We start from the raw sequence: 16348 nt of genomic DNA on the forward strand, positions 1-16348 counted from the left end.
CAAGGAGACTTGCGCAATGGCGGCAGCGAAAGCGCGGCGGGTGGGAACCTGGGCAGTCGGCATCGTCGTCGCGTTGCTCGTGATCGCGGTCGGCGGATGGTTCTTCCTCGTCCACGAGATGAAGCAGCGTATCGTCGAGACGCTCGGGCCGCTTGGCTCGGTGGAGGAAATCGACGTCGGCTTCCCGCAGATCACGCTCTCGCGCGTGCGCCTGCGCGGCCCCGAAGGCTGGCCGACCGCCGATGCCATGCGCGCCGAGCGCATCGTCCTTGAACTCGACTTGCGCGACGCGCTGCGCAATCGCGTGCATCTGCGCAACGTCACAGTCGACAACTATTACCTCTCGATCTACCGCTCGCCCGACGGCCGCGTGCGTCTCCTGCCCGACTTGAAGGAAGCCGCGCAAAAAGCGGACGCCAAGGCGAACGACGAAGCCATCAAGCGCGCGAACGAGGAAAAGCTGATCGATCACGTCTCGTTCGAGCGCGGATCGATGGAGTTCTTCGACGGCTCCGTGCAGCAACAGCAGCCATATCGCGTGCTGATCAGCGACGCGCGCGCGACCGTCGATCACGTTCATCTCCCCGCGCTCACCGAACGCACGTCGCTCTCGATGACGGGCTCGATCAAAGGTCCGTCGCACACGGGCGCCGTGACGTTCGGCGGCTGGATGGTGATCGCGACGAAAGACTCGCAGACGCGCACCACGTTGCGCAGCGTCGACATCTCGACGCTCGATCCCTATCTGCTGAAAAAATCCGGTGCGAAGGCGACGGTCACAGGCGGCACGATCGACCTCACGCTCGATGCCACCGTGCGCGATTACCGCATCCACGCGCCCGGCACGGTGGTGCTGAACCATCTGCAACTGAGCGAAGGCGGCAATCCGCTCGACACGTTCATGTCGATTCCGATCAAGGCCGCGATCGCGGCGCTGAAGGACCGCAAGGAACAGATCAAGCTCGATTTCGTCCTCGATGGCGATCTGCGCGATCCGAAGTTTTCGCTCAACGAAAGTCTCTCGAAGAAACTCGCGGCGGGATTCGCGAAGGCGCTCGGCGTCAGCGCGGAAGGCGTCGCGAAGGGAGCAGGAGACACCGTCAAAGGCATCGGCAACGCGCTGATGAACCTGCTCAAGAAGTGATGCACTGCACAACGATCGTGTCTTGACACTGCCCGCCTTCGAGGTGGAGCATATGTCCATAATCTGATTCATCGATCCACATTATGGACAAGGAGATGCGATGGCAGCCCCACAAGCTGCGGCGGACGCAATGACGCCGTACCAACTTCCCCAACCCGCCGAGGCGCTCAAGGAAATCGTCGTCGAATCGGCGATTCCGAAAGACGAGCGCCTGTGGGTCCCGCAAGCCGAGAACGTCTGGTTCCGGCCGCTTTGCCTGAACGTGTCCACCGGTTACTGGATGAATCTGCTGCGCGTGCGCAAGTCGGGCGTGCTGAGCCGTCATCGTCATCCGCAGGCGGTGCACGGCATGGTACTCAAGGGCCGTTGGCGTTATCTGGAGCACGACTGGGTCGCGACCGAAGGCAGCTACGTTTTCGAGCCGCCCGGCGAGACGCACACGCTGTACGTGCCGGAAGACGTGGAGGAAATGATCACGTATTTCCAGGTCAACGGCGTGATGTTCTATTGCGATCCGCAGGGCAACTACACCGGCTACGAAGACGTGTTCACGAAAGTCGACATGTGCCGCAAGCATTTCGAGGCGGTCGGCCTGGGTGCGGATTACGCCGACCAGTTCATCCGCTAAAAACTCAAAAGAGCACCGGAGGAGACACCCGTGCAAGCCAAATCACCGCGCTTAAAGCGCATCCAGTGGATCGCCCTCACCTTTCTCACGCTCGCGGGCATCGTGAATTATCTCGACCGCAGCACATTGTCCATCGCGAATCATTCGGTCAGCCAGGAGCTGGGGCTGTCGGCGTCGCAGATGGGGCTGCTGCTGTCCGCGTTTTCGTTCGCCTATGCGTTCTCGCAGCTGCCGATCGGCGTGATGCTCGACCGTTTCGGCGCGCGCATCATGCTCGGCCTCGGCATGTTCGTGTGGTCGGTTGCGCAACTGTGCGGCGGGCTCGTCACGACACTGCACCAGTTCCTGTTCGCGCGGATCGCGCTCGGGATCGGCGAGGCGCCGCAGTTTCCGGCGGGCGCGAAAGTCGTCAGCGAATGGTTCGCGCTACGCGAACGCGGCAAGCCGACCGGCATCTTCGTGACCTCGTCGACGATCGGCCCGGCCCTCGCGCCGCCGATTCTCACCGTGCTGCTGCTCAGCTTCGGCTGGCGCTACATGTTCGTGATCATGGGCGTGCTCGGAATCGCGGTCGCGATCGGCTGGTATATCGTCTACCGGAATCGCGCGGATATCGCGCTGGAACCCGCGGAAGTCCTGCATCTGACCGAAGACGAGCCGCAGCAGCGCGCCGAGCGCCGCATGACGTTCGCCGAATGGCGCGGCCTGTTCGGCAAGGCGACCACCTGGGGCATGATTTTCGGCTTCATGGGCGTCATTTACATGGTGTGGCTGTACCTGACGTGGCTGCCCGCGTATCTCGAACACGAACGCCATCTCACCATCGCGAAAACCGGCTGGATCGTGTCGATTCCGTATCTGTTCGGCACGCTCGGGATGCTGTCGAGCGGCTTTATCGCCGACGGCCTGATGAAGCGCGGCGTCGCGCCGATCCGCAGCCGCAAATGGCCGATCTGCACGGGCCTGCTCGGCGCGGCGCTCTTCACCGTGCCCGCCGCGTTCACCCCGAACCTGGCGCTCGCGATCACGTACCTCTCGGCGGCCATGTTCTTCGTGAACATGGCGAGCGGCGCCGCGTGGGCGCTCGTCAGCGTGGCCGCGCCGCGTCACATGGTCGCGTCGCTCGGGAGCATCCAGAACTTCGGCGGCTATTTCGGCGGCTCGTTCGCGCCGTTCGTCACGGGACTCGTCGTCGAACGGACGCATTCGTTCGTCAATGCGTTTCTGATCAGCGCGGCCGTCGCGTTCGCGGCGGCGCTCGTCTATATGTTCGTCGTGCGCTCGCCGATCCAGGATTCGGAAGCGAGCGTGGCGACGGTTCCGGCCATTTGAAAATGCACTGCACAACATGACTTTCCAAAAGGATCTGTTCGACGGTAAGACCGTTCTCGTGACAGGCGGCACGCAAGGCATCGGCGCGGGCATCGCGCAGCAGTTCGCGGCGCTCGGCGCGCGCGTGATCGCAGCGGGCATAGCGCCGACCGATGCGCAGCGTGAAGCGCTCGGCCCGCGCATCGAAGTCGCGCCGCTCGACGTCAGCGACGACGCAAGCGTCGCCGCGCTGCTCGAAAACGTCCCGTCACTCGACGTGCTCGTGAACTGCGCCGGCATGATCCGGCGCGGCGACGAGCACGCCATCGACGTGTTCGAACGCGTGATCGCCGTGAACCTGAGCGGCACGATGCGCCTGTGCGCCGCCACGCGCGAGCGGCTGAAGGCGACGCGCGGCGCGATCGTCAACACGGCGTCGATGCTGAGCTTTTTCGGCGGCGGCCTCGTGCCCGCGTACAGCGCGAGCAAGGGCGGCGTCGCGCAACTGACGAAATCGCTCGCGATCGCCTACGCCGCCGACGGTATCCGCGTGAACGCCGTCGCGCCCGGCTGGATCGTGACGCCGCTCACGCAGGCGCTGCAGGAAGACGAGGCGCGCTCGCAGCCGATCCTCGATCGCACGCCGATGAAGCGCTGGGGCACGCCGGAGGATGTCGCGCAGGTGGTGGCGTTTCTGGCGTCGCCGGCGGCGGCGTTCATGACGGGGGCGATCGTGCCGGTCGATGGCGGGTATTTGACGGCGTAGCGCGGGAGGGCGTCGATATAATCGTCGCCGCTCCCTCCGCTCACTACTCACGCCATGCCGCCCGCCGCCGATCCCGATTCCGCCAAAGCCACCGGCACCGCCGCGTTCTCGAAATTCATGGCGGTGTTGCAACTGATCGCCGATGCCGCCGAGCCGCAGTCCATCCCGCAACTCGCCGCCGCGTGCGGCTATCCGCGTCCGACGGTGTATCGGATCGTCGGAGCGTTGATCGCGGAGGGACTCGTCGTGGAGACGGCGCGCGGCAACACGTTTTCGCTTGGGCCACGCCTGTTGACGCTCGCGAGCCGAAGCTGGGAGCGCTCGGATTTACGCGTCGCCGCCGCCGATGCGCTCCACGAACTGCGCGACGCGACGCAGGAAACCGTGCATCTCGCGGTGAAAAGCGGTCCGGACATGGTGTACATCGAGAAGCTGGAGAGTCCGCACGCGGTGCGGATGGCGTCGCGGATCGGCACGCGTGTGACGCTTTATTCGAGCTCGGTCGGCAAGGCGTATCTCTCGACGCTCTCAGGCGACGAACGCGCCGCGCTGCTGCAAAACGTCACGCTCGAACGCTTCACGCCGAACACGATCACCGATCGCGACGCACTCGACGCCGAACTCGACGCCACCGCCGAGCGCGGCTATGCGGAAGATCGCGAGGAAAACGAAGCGCAGATTTTTTGCTACGGCTGCGCGATCCGCGATGCAAACGGCCGGCCTCTCGCGTGCGTGAGCATCAGCATCCCGCTGTTCCGGAAATGCGCGACGCCGCTCGATACCTACGTCGCGCCGCTGCGCGAAGCGTGCCGCGTGATCGGCGAGCGGATGGGACCGGCCGCCGCGCGCTGAAAAAACGCGTCAGATCGGCACACCGAGCGCGCGGAGTTGCGCTTCGGTATGCGCCGCGTCCGTGTGATGCACGCCGTGCCAGCCGAGTGCCGTCGCGGCCTCGGCGTTGTGCAGGTTGTCGTCGATGAAGACGAGTTCGTGCGGCGCGATGCCCGGCAGATGCCGCTCGATCTCCGCACGCATCAGCGCGAAGATCACCGGATCGGGCTTCACGACGCCCACCCGCCCCGACACGATCACCTCCCTGAACCGCTGCAGCACCGGATAGCACTCCCACGCATACGGGAACGTCTCCGCCGACCAGTTCGTCAGGCCGAAGAGCGGCATTTGCGCGCCTTCGAGCGCATCGACGAGTGCGACGCCGTCCGCCAGCACGCCGCCGAGCATCTCGTGCCAGCGCTCGTAGAACGCGCGAATCAGCGCCTCGTGCTCGGGAAACTTCGCGATCAGCTCGGCGGTGCCATCGGCGATCGTCTGGCCGCCGTCCTGCTGCACGACCCACTCCATCTTGCAGACGTTGTCGAGAAACCAGCGGCGCTCGGTTTCATCGGGAATCAGGCGGCTGTAGACGTACTCGCGCTTCCAGTCGATCAGCACGCCGCCGAAATCGAACACCACTGCCTTGATCGCCATGCGTCGCCGCTCCGTTCAGATGGGTTGAGTGCGCGTTTCAAGCCACGCCTTCGCCGCGCCCGATACATGCGGCGACACGCGCTCGCGCACCGTCGCGTGATAGGCGTTCAGCCACGCGCGCTCGTCGTCGCGCAGGAGCGCAAGGTCAATGCAGCGCGTGTCGATCGGGCAGAGCGTGAGCGTCTCGAATTCGAGGAAATCGCCGAATTCAGTCTTGCCGGCCGGCTGGTTCAGCACCAGATTCTCGATGCGAATGCCCCACTTGCCCGGCCGGTAAATGCCCGGCTCGATCGACGTGATCATGCCCTCTTCCATCGCCGTCCACGGCTCGGCGGGCGCGTAGTGTGAGATCACCTGCGGGCCTTCGTGCACGTTCAGGAAATAGCCGACGCCGTGGCCCGTGCCATGGCCGTAGTCCGCGCCCGCTTCCCAGATCGGCGCGCGCGCGATCGAATCGAGCATCGGCGAGCGGACGCCGCGCGGGAATTTCGCGCGCGAAAGCGCCATCGTGCCCTTCAGCACGACGGTGAAATCGCGCTTGTGTTCGGCCGTGATCGACCCGATCGGCACGACGCGCGTGATGTCGGTCGTGCCGCTCAGGTACTGACCGCCCGAGTCGATCAGCAGCAATCCGTCGCCTTCGATCACCGAATGCGACGCTTCGGTCGCGCGGTAATGCGGCATCGCGCCGTTCGCGTTGAAGCCGGCGATCGTCGCGAAACTCAGCGTGACGAAGCCCGGCCGGCGTGCGCGCGCCGCCGTGAGCTTTTCGTCGATGGTGAGTTCCGTGATGCGCTCGCGGCCGAGCGCGTCCTCGAACCACGCGAAGAATTCAGCGAGCGCGGCGCCGTCCTGCTCCATCGTCGCGCGGATGTGCTCCGCTTCCGCCGCGGTCTTGCGCGATTTTGCGAAAGTCGACGGATTCACGGCTTCGACGATTTTCACCGTCGACGGCACTTTTTCCAGCAAGCCGAACGTGATGCGGCGCGGGTCGATCAGCAGCGCGGAGTCGGCGGGCAGCGCGGCGAGCGCTTCGCCCGCGCGGGCATACGGTTCGACGCGCACGTTTTCGCGCGCGAGCGAATCGGTGAGCGCGCCGGGCACCTTGCCGTCGGCGACGAAGAGCACGGCATCGTCGAGGCCGATCAGCGCGTGCGCGACGAACACCGGGTTATAGCTGACGTCAGCGCCGCGCAGGTTGAAGAGCCAGGCGAGGTCGTCGAGCGTCGAGACGAAGTGCCATTGCGCGCCCTTTTCCTGCATCGCGCGGCGCACTTCCGCCAGTTTTTCGCCGCGCGCGACGCTCGCGTGCGGGGCGGCGTGCTCGTAAACGCCGCCTTCCGGCAAGCCCGGCCGCCCGGGCCAGACGGCATCGAGCAAATCGAGATCCGTGCGCAGCACGATGCCGCGCGCGGTCAGCGCATCGGCAAGCGCGCGCGCCGCCGCGACGCCGAGCACGGTGCCGTCGACGGCCACTGTCGCGCCCGACGGCACGTTCTGCGCGAGCCAGTCGACGTGTGGCGCGCTCTGCTGCCCGCCCATCATCTTCATCAACTCGATGCCGGTGCCGGAGAGCTGCGTTTCGGCCTGCGTCCAGTAGCGGCTGTCGACCCAGACGCCCGCGAAATCCGCCGTGACGACGAGCGTGCCGACCGAGCCTGTGAAGCCCGACAGCCATTGCCGCCCCTGCCAGCGCTCCGGCAGATATTCGGACAGATGCGGGTCAGCCGAGGGAATCAGCACGGCGGCGAGGTTTTCGCGTGCCATCGCACCGCGCAGCAATTCGATGCGTTCGGAGAAAGTGGCTGCGCCGGGGCAGTCGAGTCGATCGTTCATGAAGGTCACCCTTGTAGGAGCCGTTGAGGCTTAAAAGCTTCGATGCGCCGCTCGTGACCGCGCATCGACGGGGAAGATTCAGCGCCGCGCCGCCACACCGACCGTCACGGCCACGACGGCGAGCGCAAAGAGGGAGCACGAGAGCCATTCGAGCGTATCGCCGTCGTGATACACCCAGGCGACGTTGCCGGCCATATGCGCGACGATGGTGGCAAGGACGCCCGCGCCGAGCGCCAGCAAGACGTGCCCGGCATGGCGCGAGCGCCGCAGCGGATGCAGCCACCATCCCGCGAGCCCGATCACCGCGCCCAGCACGACGAGACCGGCCCAACCCATCAGCGACGCGTCCCGGCCGAATTCAGAGAAACCGTATGGGTTGGCACGGGTCGTTCAACTAGCATTTTCGCTCTCGTCAACTATAGGTAGCAACGCGCTCGCAGCGCAGCGGTTGAGTTTAGGGGGCCAGGTTGGTGATGGCAAGCGCGCCGCCTCAGGCGCACCGGGCTCCCGGCCACTCAGCCCCGCGGCGGCGTCCAACTCATGCGAATCGCCATTATCGACCCGGACGAACACCACGCGGCCCTAATCGGCGCGGCGTTGTCGGCTGGCGGTCACTTTTGCCATTTCTTCCGCGCCCCGCTTTCGTTCCTGACGCAGTTGAAACGCGAAACCTACGACCTGCTGATTTCGTCCGCCGGCCTGCGCGAGTTGAGCGACGCGGATATCGTCGCGCGCGTGCGCTCGGCGGTGCCGCACATGCCGGTCATGCTGATGGCGGGCAAGCCGGGCGAGGCGGATATCGTCGATCGCCTGCGCGCTGGCGCCGACGATTGCGTCGCGAAGCCAGTGCGCTGCGCCGAGCTGATCGCCCGCATCGACGCGCTCACGCGCCGCCACACCGCGCGGTCGAGCGTGCCAGAGCGCTTCGGCGAGTATCTGTTCAACGTATCGGAACTGAGCGTGAGCTTCGGCGGCGAACGCGTGATGCTCACACCGAAGGAATACCGCTTCGCGCACCTGCTGTTCTCGAACCTGTCCCGGCCGATGTCGCGCGGGCACATTCTGGAGATCGTCTGGACGCGCGGCAGCGACATACAGTCGCGCACGCTCGATACCCACGCCTGCCGCCTGCGCAGTAAATTGCGCCTGCGTCCGGAGCACGGCTACCGCCTGACGCCGCTCTACGCCTACGGCTACCAGCTTGACCGCGTCGAGACAATGAGCGAAGCGTTCGGCGCCGTCGAGCCGCTTTTGCCCGCCGTGCCGTCCACCCCGCTCATGCCTTATGCCGCCTATAAATGAAGGAATCCGGGAAACGCTATAATATTCGGCTATCTACAAGGCCATCAGATCAGGCCCAATACATGCAGCTCCTCACGATCGGAATCAATCATCACACTGCGCCCGTCGCCTTGCGCGAACGCGTGGCGTTTCCGCTCGAACAGATCAAACCTGCACTTGGCGCCCTGAAGGACATCTGGCTGGGGCCTCTCGCGAAGACTTCGCCAGAAGCGGCGATTCTCTCGACCTGCAATCGCACGGAGCTCTACTGCGCCACCGACGATCGGGCCGCGCGCGAAGCCGCCGTCCACTGGCTTTCGAAGTACCACAATCTTCCTGTTTCAGAACTCGCGCCGCATGTCTATTCGCTGCCGCAGTCGGAAGCTGTGCGGCATGCGTTTCGCGTGGCGTCCGGGCTCGATTCGATGGTGCTCGGCGAAACGCAAATCGTCGGACAAATGAAGGACGCCGTGCGCACTGCGTCCGAAGCCGGTGCGCTCGGCACCTATCTCAACCAGTTGTTCCAGCGCACGTTCGCCGTCGCGAAGGAAGTCCGCACGACTACGGAAATCGGGGCGCAATCCGTTTCGATGGCCGCCGCCGCCGTGCGCCTCGCGCAGCGCATCTTCGAAAACATTTCGGGCCAGCGCGTGCTGTTCATCGGCGCGGGCGAAATGATCGAACTCTGCGCCACGCACTTCGCCGCGCAGAGTCCGCGTGAGCTGGTCGTCGCGAATCGCACCGCCGAGCGCGGCGAAAAGCTCGCGGGCCGCTTCAACGGCCGCGCGATCCCGCTCTCCGAGCTGCCCGCGCGCATGCACGAATTCGACATCATCGTGTCGTGCACGGCGTCGACGCTGCCGATCATCGGCCTGGGCGCGGTCGAGCGTGCGGTTCGCAAGCGCCGTCATCGGCCGATTTTCATGGTCGATCTGGCCGTTCCGCGCGACATCGAACCCGAAGTCGGCAAGCTGAACGACGTGTTCCTCTACACCGTCGACGACCTCGGCGCGATCGTGCGCGAAGGCAATGCGTCGCGTCAGGCGGCGGTCGCGCAGGCCGAAGCGATCATCGAGACGCGCGTCCAGAACTTCATGCAATGGCTCGACGCGCGCAGCATCGTGCCGGTGATCCGCCACATGCACACACAAGCCGACGCGCTGCGCCGCGCCGAAGTCGAACGCGCGCGCAAGCTGCTCGCGCGCGGCGACGACCCGGCGGCGGTGCTCGAAGCGCTCTCGCAATCGCTCACGAACAAGCTGATCCACGGCCCGACGCACGCCTTGAACCGCGCGAGCCGTGAAAACCGCGACCAGCTCATCGACCTGATGGGCGGTTTCTACAAGCACGGCGGCACGCTGCCCGACCCTTCGGACTCAGGTTCTTCAGACCGTTAGCGGCCTGTTCCTTGCTCATCCCGTTGCTCCGCAGCTAAAAAGCGCGGACGCTTCCTTCCAGCACCATCCTTCGGAGCCCCGCTCCACTCCCGCCCGATGAAAACGAGCATGCAAGGCAAGCTCGACCAGCTTGCAAGACGGCTGGCCGATCTCAATGGCCTGTTGAGCCACGAAGGCGCGACCTCCGATATGGATCAATACCGGAAGCTCTCGCGCGAACACGCGGAAATCGGTCCGATCGTCGAGCAGTACGGGCTGTGGCGCCAGGCACTCACCGACGAAGCCACTGCGCAGGATCTGCTCACCGATCCCTCGATGCGCGATTTCGCCGAAGATGAAATCGGCGAGGCGCGCACGCGCATGGCGAAAATCGAAAGCGACTTGCAGACGATGCTCCTGCCGAAAGATCCCAACGACGAGCGCAATATCTTCATCGAAATCCGCGCGGGCACCGGCGGCGACGAATCCGCGCTCTTCGCCGGTGACCTGCTGCGCATGTATCTGAGGTACGCGGAGCGCAACCGCTGGTCGGTCGAGACGATGTCGGAGAGCGCGTCCGATCTTGGCGGCTACAAGGAAGTGATCGTGCGGATCGCCGGCCAGGGCGCGTACTCGCGGCTCAAGTTCGAATCGGGCGGGCATCGCGTGCAGCGCGTCCCGGCGACCGAAACGCAGGGCCGCATCCACACGTCGGCGTGCACGGTCGCGGTGATGCCGGAAGCCGACGAACTCAGCGAAGTCGTGATCAATCCGGCCGACCTGCGCATCGACACGTTCCGCGCGTCGGGCGCGGGCGGGCAGCACATCAACAAGACCGATTCCGCCGTGCGCGTGACGCACTTGCCGACGGGGATCGTCGTCGAGTGTCAGGACGACCGCTCGCAGCACAAGAACAAGGATCGCGCGCTGAAGGTGCTCGCCGCGCGCATCAAGGACAAGCAGGCGCACGAGCAGCACGCGAAGGAAGCCGCGACGCGCAAGAGCCTGATCGGCTCGGGCGACCGGTCGGAACGGATTCGCACCTATAACTTTCCGCAGGGGCGCATGACCGATCATCGGATCAATCTGACGCTCTACAAGCTCGAAGCCATCATGGACGGCGATCTCGACGAACTGATCGGTGCGCTCGTCAGCGAGCATCAGGCCGAATTGCTCGCGGCGCTGGGTGACGCGGAGTGACGACGGTCGCCGAGTTGCTGCGCGCGTCGCCGCTGCCTGCGCTCGAAACGCGGATTCTGCTCACACACGTGCTTGACTGGCGGCGCACGGAGCTGATTACGCGCGACCAGGAAGCGCTCGACGCGGATTTTGTCGAGCGATATCAAGCACTTGAGGCACGTCGCGCGGCGGGCGTTCCGATTGCGCAGATCGTCGGATCGCGTGAATTTTTCGGGCTCGACTTCGACGTGACGCCCGATGTGCTGATTCCGCGGCCCGAGACCGAACTGCTGGTCGAAACGGCGCTCGCGGCGCTCGACGGTCGCGGAAACCCCCGCGTGCTCGATCTCGGCACGGGCAGCGGCGCGATCGCGGTCGCTATCGCTCACGCGCGCGGCGATGCGCGAGTCTGGTCGGTGGATCGGTCGGAAGCGGCGCTGGAAGTCGCCGGGCGCAATGCAGCGAAACTCCTCGACCCGGCGCGCCCCGGCGGTCCGCTCACGTTCGTGCAAAGCGACTGGACGCAGGCCGTCGATCAGTCGCTGCGTTTCGATGTAATCGTCAGCAACCCGCCTTACATCGCCGACGACGACCCGCACCTGACGCAAGGCGACTTGCGCTTCGAACCGCGCGCCGCCCTCACCGATGCCGCCGACGGCCTCTCCGCCATCCGCGCGATCGTCCAGAGCGCGCCGTTTCTGCTCGTGCCGGCGGGCGCGCTGTGGCTCGAACACGGCTACGACCAGGCCGCCGAAGTACGCGCGCTGCTCACCGCTCGCGGATTCACCGAAGTACGCTCGGCGACCGATCTCGCCGGCATCGAACGCATCAGCGGCGGCGTTTTCACCGCGTAAGCCGCGCGCCGGAAGCCCCGCTGCGCCTCCAACTCGTTTGAGCGAAATCCGCTATCATTTCACTCTAATTCCGTTCAATCCCAGTACAAAACCGCCCCGCAGGAACGTCATGGACACCCAAGAACGCATCAAGCAAATCGTCGATCAAAACCAGGTCGTCCTTTTCATGAAAGGCACGGCGCAGTTCCCGATGTGCGGCTTCTCGGGCCGCGCGATCCAGGTGCTGAAGGCATGCGGCGTCGATAACATCACGACCGTCAACGTGCTCGAAGACGAAGGCGTCCGCCAGGGCATCAAGGAATTCTCGAACTGGCCGACCATCCCGCAGCTCTACGTAAACGGCGAGTTCATCGGCGGCTCGGACATCATGATGGAGATGTACCAGTCGGGCGAATTGCAGCAACTGTTCGCCGCGGCCGCCTGATTCCCACGCCGACGTGAACGCGCCCGCTGCCGTGCCGCGACGGCTGATCGTCGCCATCACCGGGGCAACGGGCGCCATCTACGGCGTGCGTCTCCTCGAGACGCTTCGCCGTCTTCCGGGCGTCGAGACACATCTGCTCGTCTCCACTGCTGGCTGGCTCAACATCCAGCACGAACTCCAACTCGATAAAGCCGACGTCCAGGCGCTCGCCAACGTCGTCCACAGCGTGCGCGACGTCGGCGCGAGCATCGCGTCCGGCTCGTTCGCGACCGACGGCATGATCGTCGCGCCGTGTTCGATGAAGACGCTCGCGAGCATCGCGCACGGTCTCTCGGACAACCTCATCACGCGCGCCGCCGATGTCGTGCTGAAAGAGCGCCGCCGGCTGGTGCTGCTCGTGCGCGAGACGCCATTCAACCTCGCGCATCTGCGCAACATGACTGCCGTCACCGAAATGGGCGGCATCATTTTTCCGCCGATGCCGGCGTTTTATCACCGTCCCGCGTCGATCGACGAGATGGTCGATCACACGGTCGAGCGCGTGATCGACATGTTCGGCGTTCGCGCGCCCGCCGCCGCCGAATGGCGCGGCATGCGCGGCGAGACCGATTAGCAACGCCCGCGACACAATTCGTTGCTCGGGCCACCGTTTATCAACCGGGCAGTGGCGCCTATAGTGACAGCAACCCCCTTTGAGGCTTGCTGCAATGTCCCGACTTCCCAGCGTTTTCATCTCCCACGGCGCGCCGACGCTGCCCATCGACCCGTCGATGCCGTCCGCCGAATTCGCCTCTTTGGCCGATCAATTGCCGCGTCCGCGCGCCATCCTGATGCTGTCGGCGCATTGGGGCACGGCACAGCCGGTTGCGAGCATCGCTACGCAGCCTGAAACGATCCACGATTTTTACGGCTTTCCGCCTGCGCTGTATGAACTGCGTTATCCGGCACCGGGCGCGCCCGAATTGGGCAAGCGCGCGGCCGATTTGCTCGCCGAGCAAGGCGTTCCCGCCGCGACGGCCGATCACGGGCTCGATCACGGCGCCTGGGTGCCGCTGCTTCTGATGTTCCCGCAAGCCGACGTGCCGGTCGCGCAGTTGTCTATCCAGCCGCGCCTCGACGCCGCGCATCACTATCGCGTGGGCCGCGCACTGCGGGCGTTGCGCGACGAGGGCGTGATGATCGTCGGATCGGGGCAGATCACGCATAACCTGCGCGCCGCCGATTTCGGCGCGCGTCCGGAAGACGCCGACCCGCGCGTGACCGAATTCACCGACTGGTTCGAGGCGCGTCTCGCCGAGCGCGACATCGACGCTTTGCTCGACTATCGCAGACGTGCGCCGCACGCAGTGCTGATGCATCCGACGGACGAGCATCTGCTGCCGGTGTTCAGCGCGCTGGGCGCAGCAAGCGACGATTTCACGCTCGGCATCCAGTCGCTCGGCACGTTCCAGAAAACGCTCGCCATGACGAATTACGTGTTCAGCTAGGCACAAAAAAGCCCGCCTTGATCGCTCTGGCGGGCTTTTCACCGTAAAAAATTCACGCACCGACTTCGTGAAGATATCGTCGCGGCTTTCGCGTTTGTCGAGACACTCGCTGCAATAGCCGGTGTGCACGCCCCAGTAATAGAAAACGAGCGCCTACGCCCACGGATACGGCCACGTGCTCGTGTACTGAATCGACGCTTCGGCTTCGATCGGAATGACGGACACGATGGCGATCCAGTTCGCCCACGCGCTGATAAAACCGACCAGCGCGCCGTGCGAATGGCGTGCATAACGCACCATCCCACCGATTCCGGGAAGATTGCGCCGAGTTCAGCATAGATGAGCGCGATCGCGAGAATGACTACCGCGCCGATCACCCAAGCGACGATAGACGCCGGCCCGGCAAATCCCGCGACCCGCCCAGGCGCCGAAAAGCCACGTCGATCCGATAATGAAACCGAGACCCGTCAGCAGCGCCATCGGCCTGATGTTCCGTTGAATTGCACTCGTCATTTACTTCTGTTCATCTCGAAAGCCAAAACCGGCGGCGGCGCCGATCGCTCTTAAGCCTTGCGGGCCGGGCGTCCGGCGACTACGCGCACAATTGGTGCAACCGGCTAAAAGCCGCGTAGTTTAACGGTTGCACCCGTCGAATGCAGAGGAGAGGAGGCAGAAAACAGCGAGAAATTCGCCGTGACTAGCGGAATGCAACCAAAGATGCAAGCTTCGTAGGAACGGGCATTGGCGAATCTCACAAATGTCCCTCCGGCGTTGTCGGATTTATTGACCTTCCGATTGTTTCGCCGTATAAAGCTTCTTGCAGGATTTCAAGTGGCGAGTGAATTGGTCTTTCGTAGTTCGCCCATCACGGTACTCCGGTTGGTCCCATTGCCCCTTCCTTGATTTTCATGCACACCCGGGCTTCGGCCTTATTCAACTTCTTCAGGAACAAGTAACATGGAAACCGGTACCGTCAAGTGGTTCAATGACGCAAAGGGCTTTGGCTTTATCACGCCGGACGGCGGCGGCGAAGATCTGTTCGCCCATTTCTCGGAAATTCGCGTGGAAGGCTTCAAGACGCTTCAGGAAAACCAAAAGGTTACCTTCGAAGTGAAGACCGGCCCGAAGGGCAAGCAAGCTGCGAACATCAAGCCGGCCTAAGCCTCTTGGGTTCACACACGAAAAACCCCGCCTCGGCGGGGTTTTTTGTTTTCTGGGGGATTGGAAGGCCCGCCGAGGTCAGGAGAACACGCGGCGCGCATAGATCCCGAGTCCGGTAGCGACGCTGGCGAGCCGGTCGCCGAACACGGCCTGGGCGTCCGGAAACGCCGCCGCCAGCCCGTCCGACAGGAACTTGAGCCCCGTCGATCCGCCCGTGAAATAGACGGCTCCCACGTCGCCCGGATTGACGCCCGCGCGGCGCACCGTTTCCCCCGCCGCTTCCACGATCCGGCGCATCTCGTCGCGGCCCGCGTCGATCAGTTGCGATTCGTCGAACGCAATCCGCAGCGCTTCTTCCACTTCTTCCATGTCGATTTCGGTCGTGCCGCCCGCCGCCACGTCGATCTTCGCCTCTTCCGCGTGCGCAGTAAGCGCGTGCCCGAGCCGCCGGTCGACGACGCGCATCAGCCGCTCGTGATGCCGCACGTCGGTGTACAGATGGCGCATCAGTTGCAATTCGCCCGTGCGCTTCGGCGCGTACACCGTGTTGATCAGGTGCCACGTCGCGAGATCGAAGTAGACGCGGTTCGGCACCTCGCGCCCTTCCGTGTCGATCGACTGGTAACCGAGTTCGCGCAGCACCGTCGCGAGTTCGACGCGCCGGTCGAAATCCGTTCCCGCGACGTGCACGCCGTAGTGCGCCAGCACGTCGCTCTTGCGATCGAGCTGTTTCGCACGCTCCGGCCCCACGCGCACGAGCGAAAAGTCCGAGGTACCACCGCCGATGTCCGCGACGAGCACGAGCCCTTCCTGCATCAGCCGCGCCTCGTAATCAAACGCGGCGGCGATCGGCTCGTACTGGAAGTGGATGTCGCGCAGCCCGATCGCGTGCGCGCAAGCTTCGAGTTGCTTTTGCGCGAGCTTGTCGGCGCGCGGGTCGTCGTCGACGAAGAAGACCGGGCGGCCGAGCACCGCGCGCGTGATCGGCTCGGGAGCGAGCGCCTGCGCCTTCTGTTTCAGATGCTGCAGGAACAGCGTGATGACATCGGTGTACTTGATCGCGGAGCCGTCGCCGAGGTCGGTACTCTGTTCGGCGAGCGGCGAGCCGAGGATGCTCTTCATCGAGCGCATCAGGCGGCCGTCGAAGCCGTCGATGTACGCCTCCAGCGCCGCGCGCCCGTAGGACTGGTTATCCTCGTCGGTGTTGAAGAAGACGGCGGTGGGCAGCGTCAGCGCCTCGCCTTCGACCGGCGCCAGCCGGATCGATTCGCCTGCGGGCAGTGCGACGGCGGAATTCGACGTGCCGAAATCGATCGCGCAATAGGTCATGGACTTGGCGGCTCCGGCCAAAGCCGGGTCGCGAGCAAAAGTGGAGCGCGTTTTTATCACGTTCCGGGGAAGGCATCAACCGGCACG

The 16348-nt window shown here is 64.7% G+C and carries 17 protein-coding genes and 1 pseudogene; 13 read left to right on the plus strand and 5 right to left on the minus strand.

Going from position 1 to position 16348, the window contains the following annotated elements; all coding sequences use genetic code 11:
• Positions 1-16: 16 nt before the first annotated feature.
• The 5 genes from AWB67_RS24565 to AWB67_RS24585 all read left to right on the plus strand — a co-directional run bounded on the left by AWB67_RS24565 (position 17) and on the right by AWB67_RS24585 (position 4701).
• Complete coding sequence (locus AWB67_RS24565; RefSeq protein ID WP_087658825.1) at positions 17-1144, plus strand: DUF748 domain-containing protein; 1128 nt, start codon at positions 17-19, stop codon at positions 1142-1144.
• A 100-nt stretch (positions 1145-1244) separates the two neighbouring features.
• Entirely contained in the window at positions 1245-1772 is a 528-nt protein-coding gene (locus tag AWB67_RS24570) for a 2,4'-dihydroxyacetophenone dioxygenase family protein (protein ID WP_087658826.1), read from the plus strand.
• A 30-nt stretch (positions 1773-1802) separates the two neighbouring features.
• On the plus strand, positions 1803-3104 hold the full coding sequence (locus AWB67_RS24575) for an MFS transporter (RefSeq protein ID WP_087658827.1): 1302 nt from the start codon (positions 1803-1805) through the stop codon (positions 3102-3104).
• A gap of 16 nt (positions 3105-3120) precedes the next feature.
• Positions 3121-3849, plus strand: a complete 729-nt coding sequence (locus AWB67_RS24580) for an SDR family NAD(P)-dependent oxidoreductase (protein ID WP_087658828.1) — start codon at positions 3121-3123, stop codon at positions 3847-3849.
• A 54-nt stretch (positions 3850-3903) separates the two neighbouring features.
• Positions 3904-4701, plus strand: coding sequence for an IclR family transcriptional regulator (locus tag AWB67_RS24585; RefSeq protein WP_087658829.1), 798 nt, complete (start codon positions 3904-3906; stop codon positions 4699-4701).
• 9 nt (positions 4702-4710) lie between these two features.
• On the opposite strand, the gene AWB67_RS24590 is transcribed toward AWB67_RS24585, so the two are convergent.
• The 3 genes from AWB67_RS24590 to AWB67_RS24600 form a co-directional block, all read right to left on the minus strand.
• A complete protein-coding gene (locus AWB67_RS24590) occupies positions 4711-5334 on the minus strand; it encodes an HAD family hydrolase (RefSeq protein ID WP_087658830.1) in 624 nt (207 codons plus the stop codon).
• Between the two features lie 15 nt (positions 5335-5349).
• Positions 5350-7170, minus strand: coding sequence for an aminopeptidase P family protein (locus AWB67_RS24595; protein WP_087658852.1), 1821 nt, complete (start codon positions 7168-7170; stop codon positions 5350-5352).
• A gap of 78 nt (positions 7171-7248) precedes the next feature.
• Positions 7249-7506, minus strand: a complete 258-nt coding sequence (locus AWB67_RS24600; protein ID WP_087658831.1) for a hypothetical protein — start codon at positions 7504-7506, stop codon at positions 7249-7251.
• A 204-nt stretch (positions 7507-7710) separates the two neighbouring features.
• On the opposite strand from AWB67_RS24600, the gene AWB67_RS24605 reads away from it, so the two are divergent.
• The 7 genes from AWB67_RS24605 (at position 7711) to AWB67_RS24635 (ending at position 13771) form a co-directional block, all read left to right on the plus strand.
• A complete protein-coding gene (locus AWB67_RS24605) occupies positions 7711-8472 on the plus strand; it encodes a response regulator transcription factor (RefSeq protein WP_087658832.1) in 762 nt (253 codons plus the stop codon).
• A gap of 62 nt (positions 8473-8534) precedes the next feature.
• Complete coding sequence (hemA, locus tag AWB67_RS24610; protein WP_087658833.1) at positions 8535-9848, plus strand: glutamyl-tRNA reductase; 1314 nt, start codon at positions 8535-8537, stop codon at positions 9846-9848.
• Between the two features lie 96 nt (positions 9849-9944).
• Positions 9945-11027, plus strand: a complete 1083-nt coding sequence (gene prfA, locus AWB67_RS24615; protein WP_087658834.1) for a peptide chain release factor 1 — start codon at positions 9945-9947, stop codon at positions 11025-11027.
• A complete protein-coding gene (gene prmC / locus AWB67_RS24620) occupies positions 11024-11860 on the plus strand; it encodes a peptide chain release factor N(5)-glutamine methyltransferase (protein ID WP_087658835.1) in 837 nt (278 codons plus the stop codon). The genes prfA and prmC overlap by 4 nt, the downstream gene beginning before the upstream one ends.
• Before the next feature lie 109 nt (positions 11861-11969).
• Entirely contained in the window at positions 11970-12284 is a 315-nt protein-coding gene (gene grxD, locus AWB67_RS24625) for a Grx4 family monothiol glutaredoxin (RefSeq protein ID WP_087658836.1), read from the plus strand.
• A gap of 13 nt (positions 12285-12297) precedes the next feature.
• Positions 12298-12897: a UbiX family flavin prenyltransferase gene (locus AWB67_RS24630; protein ID WP_087658837.1), complete on the plus strand. Its 600-nt coding sequence runs from the start codon at positions 12298-12300 to the stop codon at positions 12895-12897.
• A 94-nt stretch (positions 12898-12991) separates the two neighbouring features.
• Positions 12992-13771, plus strand: coding sequence for a DODA-type extradiol aromatic ring-opening family dioxygenase (locus AWB67_RS24635; protein WP_087658838.1), 780 nt, complete (start codon positions 12992-12994; stop codon positions 13769-13771).
• 156 nt (positions 13772-13927) lie between these two features.
• On the opposite strand, the pseudogene AWB67_RS24640 reads toward AWB67_RS24635, so the two are convergent.
• Positions 13928-14284 (minus strand): annotated as a pseudogene (locus tag AWB67_RS24640) (amino acid permease); the annotation flags it as partial.
• Positions 14285-14728: 444 nt separating this feature from the next.
• Here AWB67_RS24640 and AWB67_RS24645 point away from each other — a divergent pair.
• Positions 14729-14932 carry a cold-shock protein gene (locus AWB67_RS24645; protein ID WP_035936159.1) on the plus strand — a complete coding sequence of 68 codons (204 nt, stop codon included), beginning with the start codon at positions 14729-14731 and terminating at the stop codon, positions 14930-14932.
• A gap of 78 nt (positions 14933-15010) precedes the next feature.
• Here AWB67_RS24645 and AWB67_RS24650 read toward each other — a convergent pair whose 3' ends face one another.
• Complete coding sequence (locus tag AWB67_RS24650; RefSeq protein ID WP_087658839.1) at positions 15011-16261, minus strand: Hsp70 family protein; 1251 nt, start codon at positions 16259-16261, stop codon at positions 15011-15013.
• Between the last annotated feature and the right edge of the window lie 87 nt (positions 16262-16348).

This window comes from Caballeronia terrestris, from assembly GCF_001544515.1.
GTDB lineage: Bacteria > Pseudomonadota > Gammaproteobacteria > Burkholderiales > Burkholderiaceae > Caballeronia > Caballeronia terrestris.

What these genes read in the sequence shown, in the direction of transcription:
- AWB67_RS24565 (WP_087658825.1), top strand. Translation starts at nt 17, where the DNA reads ATGGCGGCAGCGAAAGCGCGGCGGGTGGGAACCTGGGCAGTCGGCATC.
- AWB67_RS24570 (WP_087658826.1), top strand. Translation starts at nt 1,245, where the DNA reads ATGGCAGCCCCACAAGCTGCGGCGGACGCAATGACGCCGTACCAACTT.
- AWB67_RS24580 (WP_087658828.1), top strand. Translation starts at nt 3,121, where the DNA reads ATGACTTTCCAAAAGGATCTGTTCGACGGTAAGACCGTTCTCGTGACA.
- AWB67_RS24585 (WP_087658829.1), top strand. Translation starts at nt 3,904, where the DNA reads ATGCCGCCCGCCGCCGATCCCGATTCCGCCAAAGCCACCGGCACCGCC.
- AWB67_RS24590 (WP_087658830.1), bottom strand. Translation starts at nt 5,334, where the DNA reads ATGGCGATCAAGGCAGTGGTGTTCGATTTCGGCGGCGTGCTGATCGAC.
- AWB67_RS24595 (WP_087658852.1), bottom strand. Translation starts at nt 7,170, where the DNA reads ATGAACGATCGACTCGACTGCCCCGGCGCAGCCACTTTCTCCGAACGC.
- AWB67_RS24600 (WP_087658831.1), bottom strand. Translation starts at nt 7,506, where the DNA reads ATGGGTTGGGCCGGTCTCGTCGTGCTGGGCGCGGTGATCGGGCTCGCG.
- AWB67_RS24605 (WP_087658832.1), top strand. Translation starts at nt 7,711, where the DNA reads ATGCGAATCGCCATTATCGACCCGGACGAACACCACGCGGCCCTAATC.
- hemA (WP_087658833.1), top strand. Translation starts at nt 8,535, where the DNA reads ATGCAGCTCCTCACGATCGGAATCAATCATCACACTGCGCCCGTCGCC.
- prfA (WP_087658834.1), top strand. Translation starts at nt 9,945, where the DNA reads ATGAAAACGAGCATGCAAGGCAAGCTCGACCAGCTTGCAAGACGGCTG.
- grxD (WP_087658836.1), top strand. Translation starts at nt 11,970, where the DNA reads ATGGACACCCAAGAACGCATCAAGCAAATCGTCGATCAAAACCAGGTC.
- AWB67_RS24635 (WP_087658838.1), top strand. Translation starts at nt 12,992, where the DNA reads ATGTCCCGACTTCCCAGCGTTTTCATCTCCCACGGCGCGCCGACGCTG.
- AWB67_RS24645 (WP_035936159.1), top strand. Translation starts at nt 14,729, where the DNA reads ATGGAAACCGGTACCGTCAAGTGGTTCAATGACGCAAAGGGCTTTGGC.
- AWB67_RS24650 (WP_087658839.1), bottom strand. Translation starts at nt 16,261, where the DNA reads ATGACCTATTGCGCGATCGATTTCGGCACGTCGAATTCCGCCGTCGCA.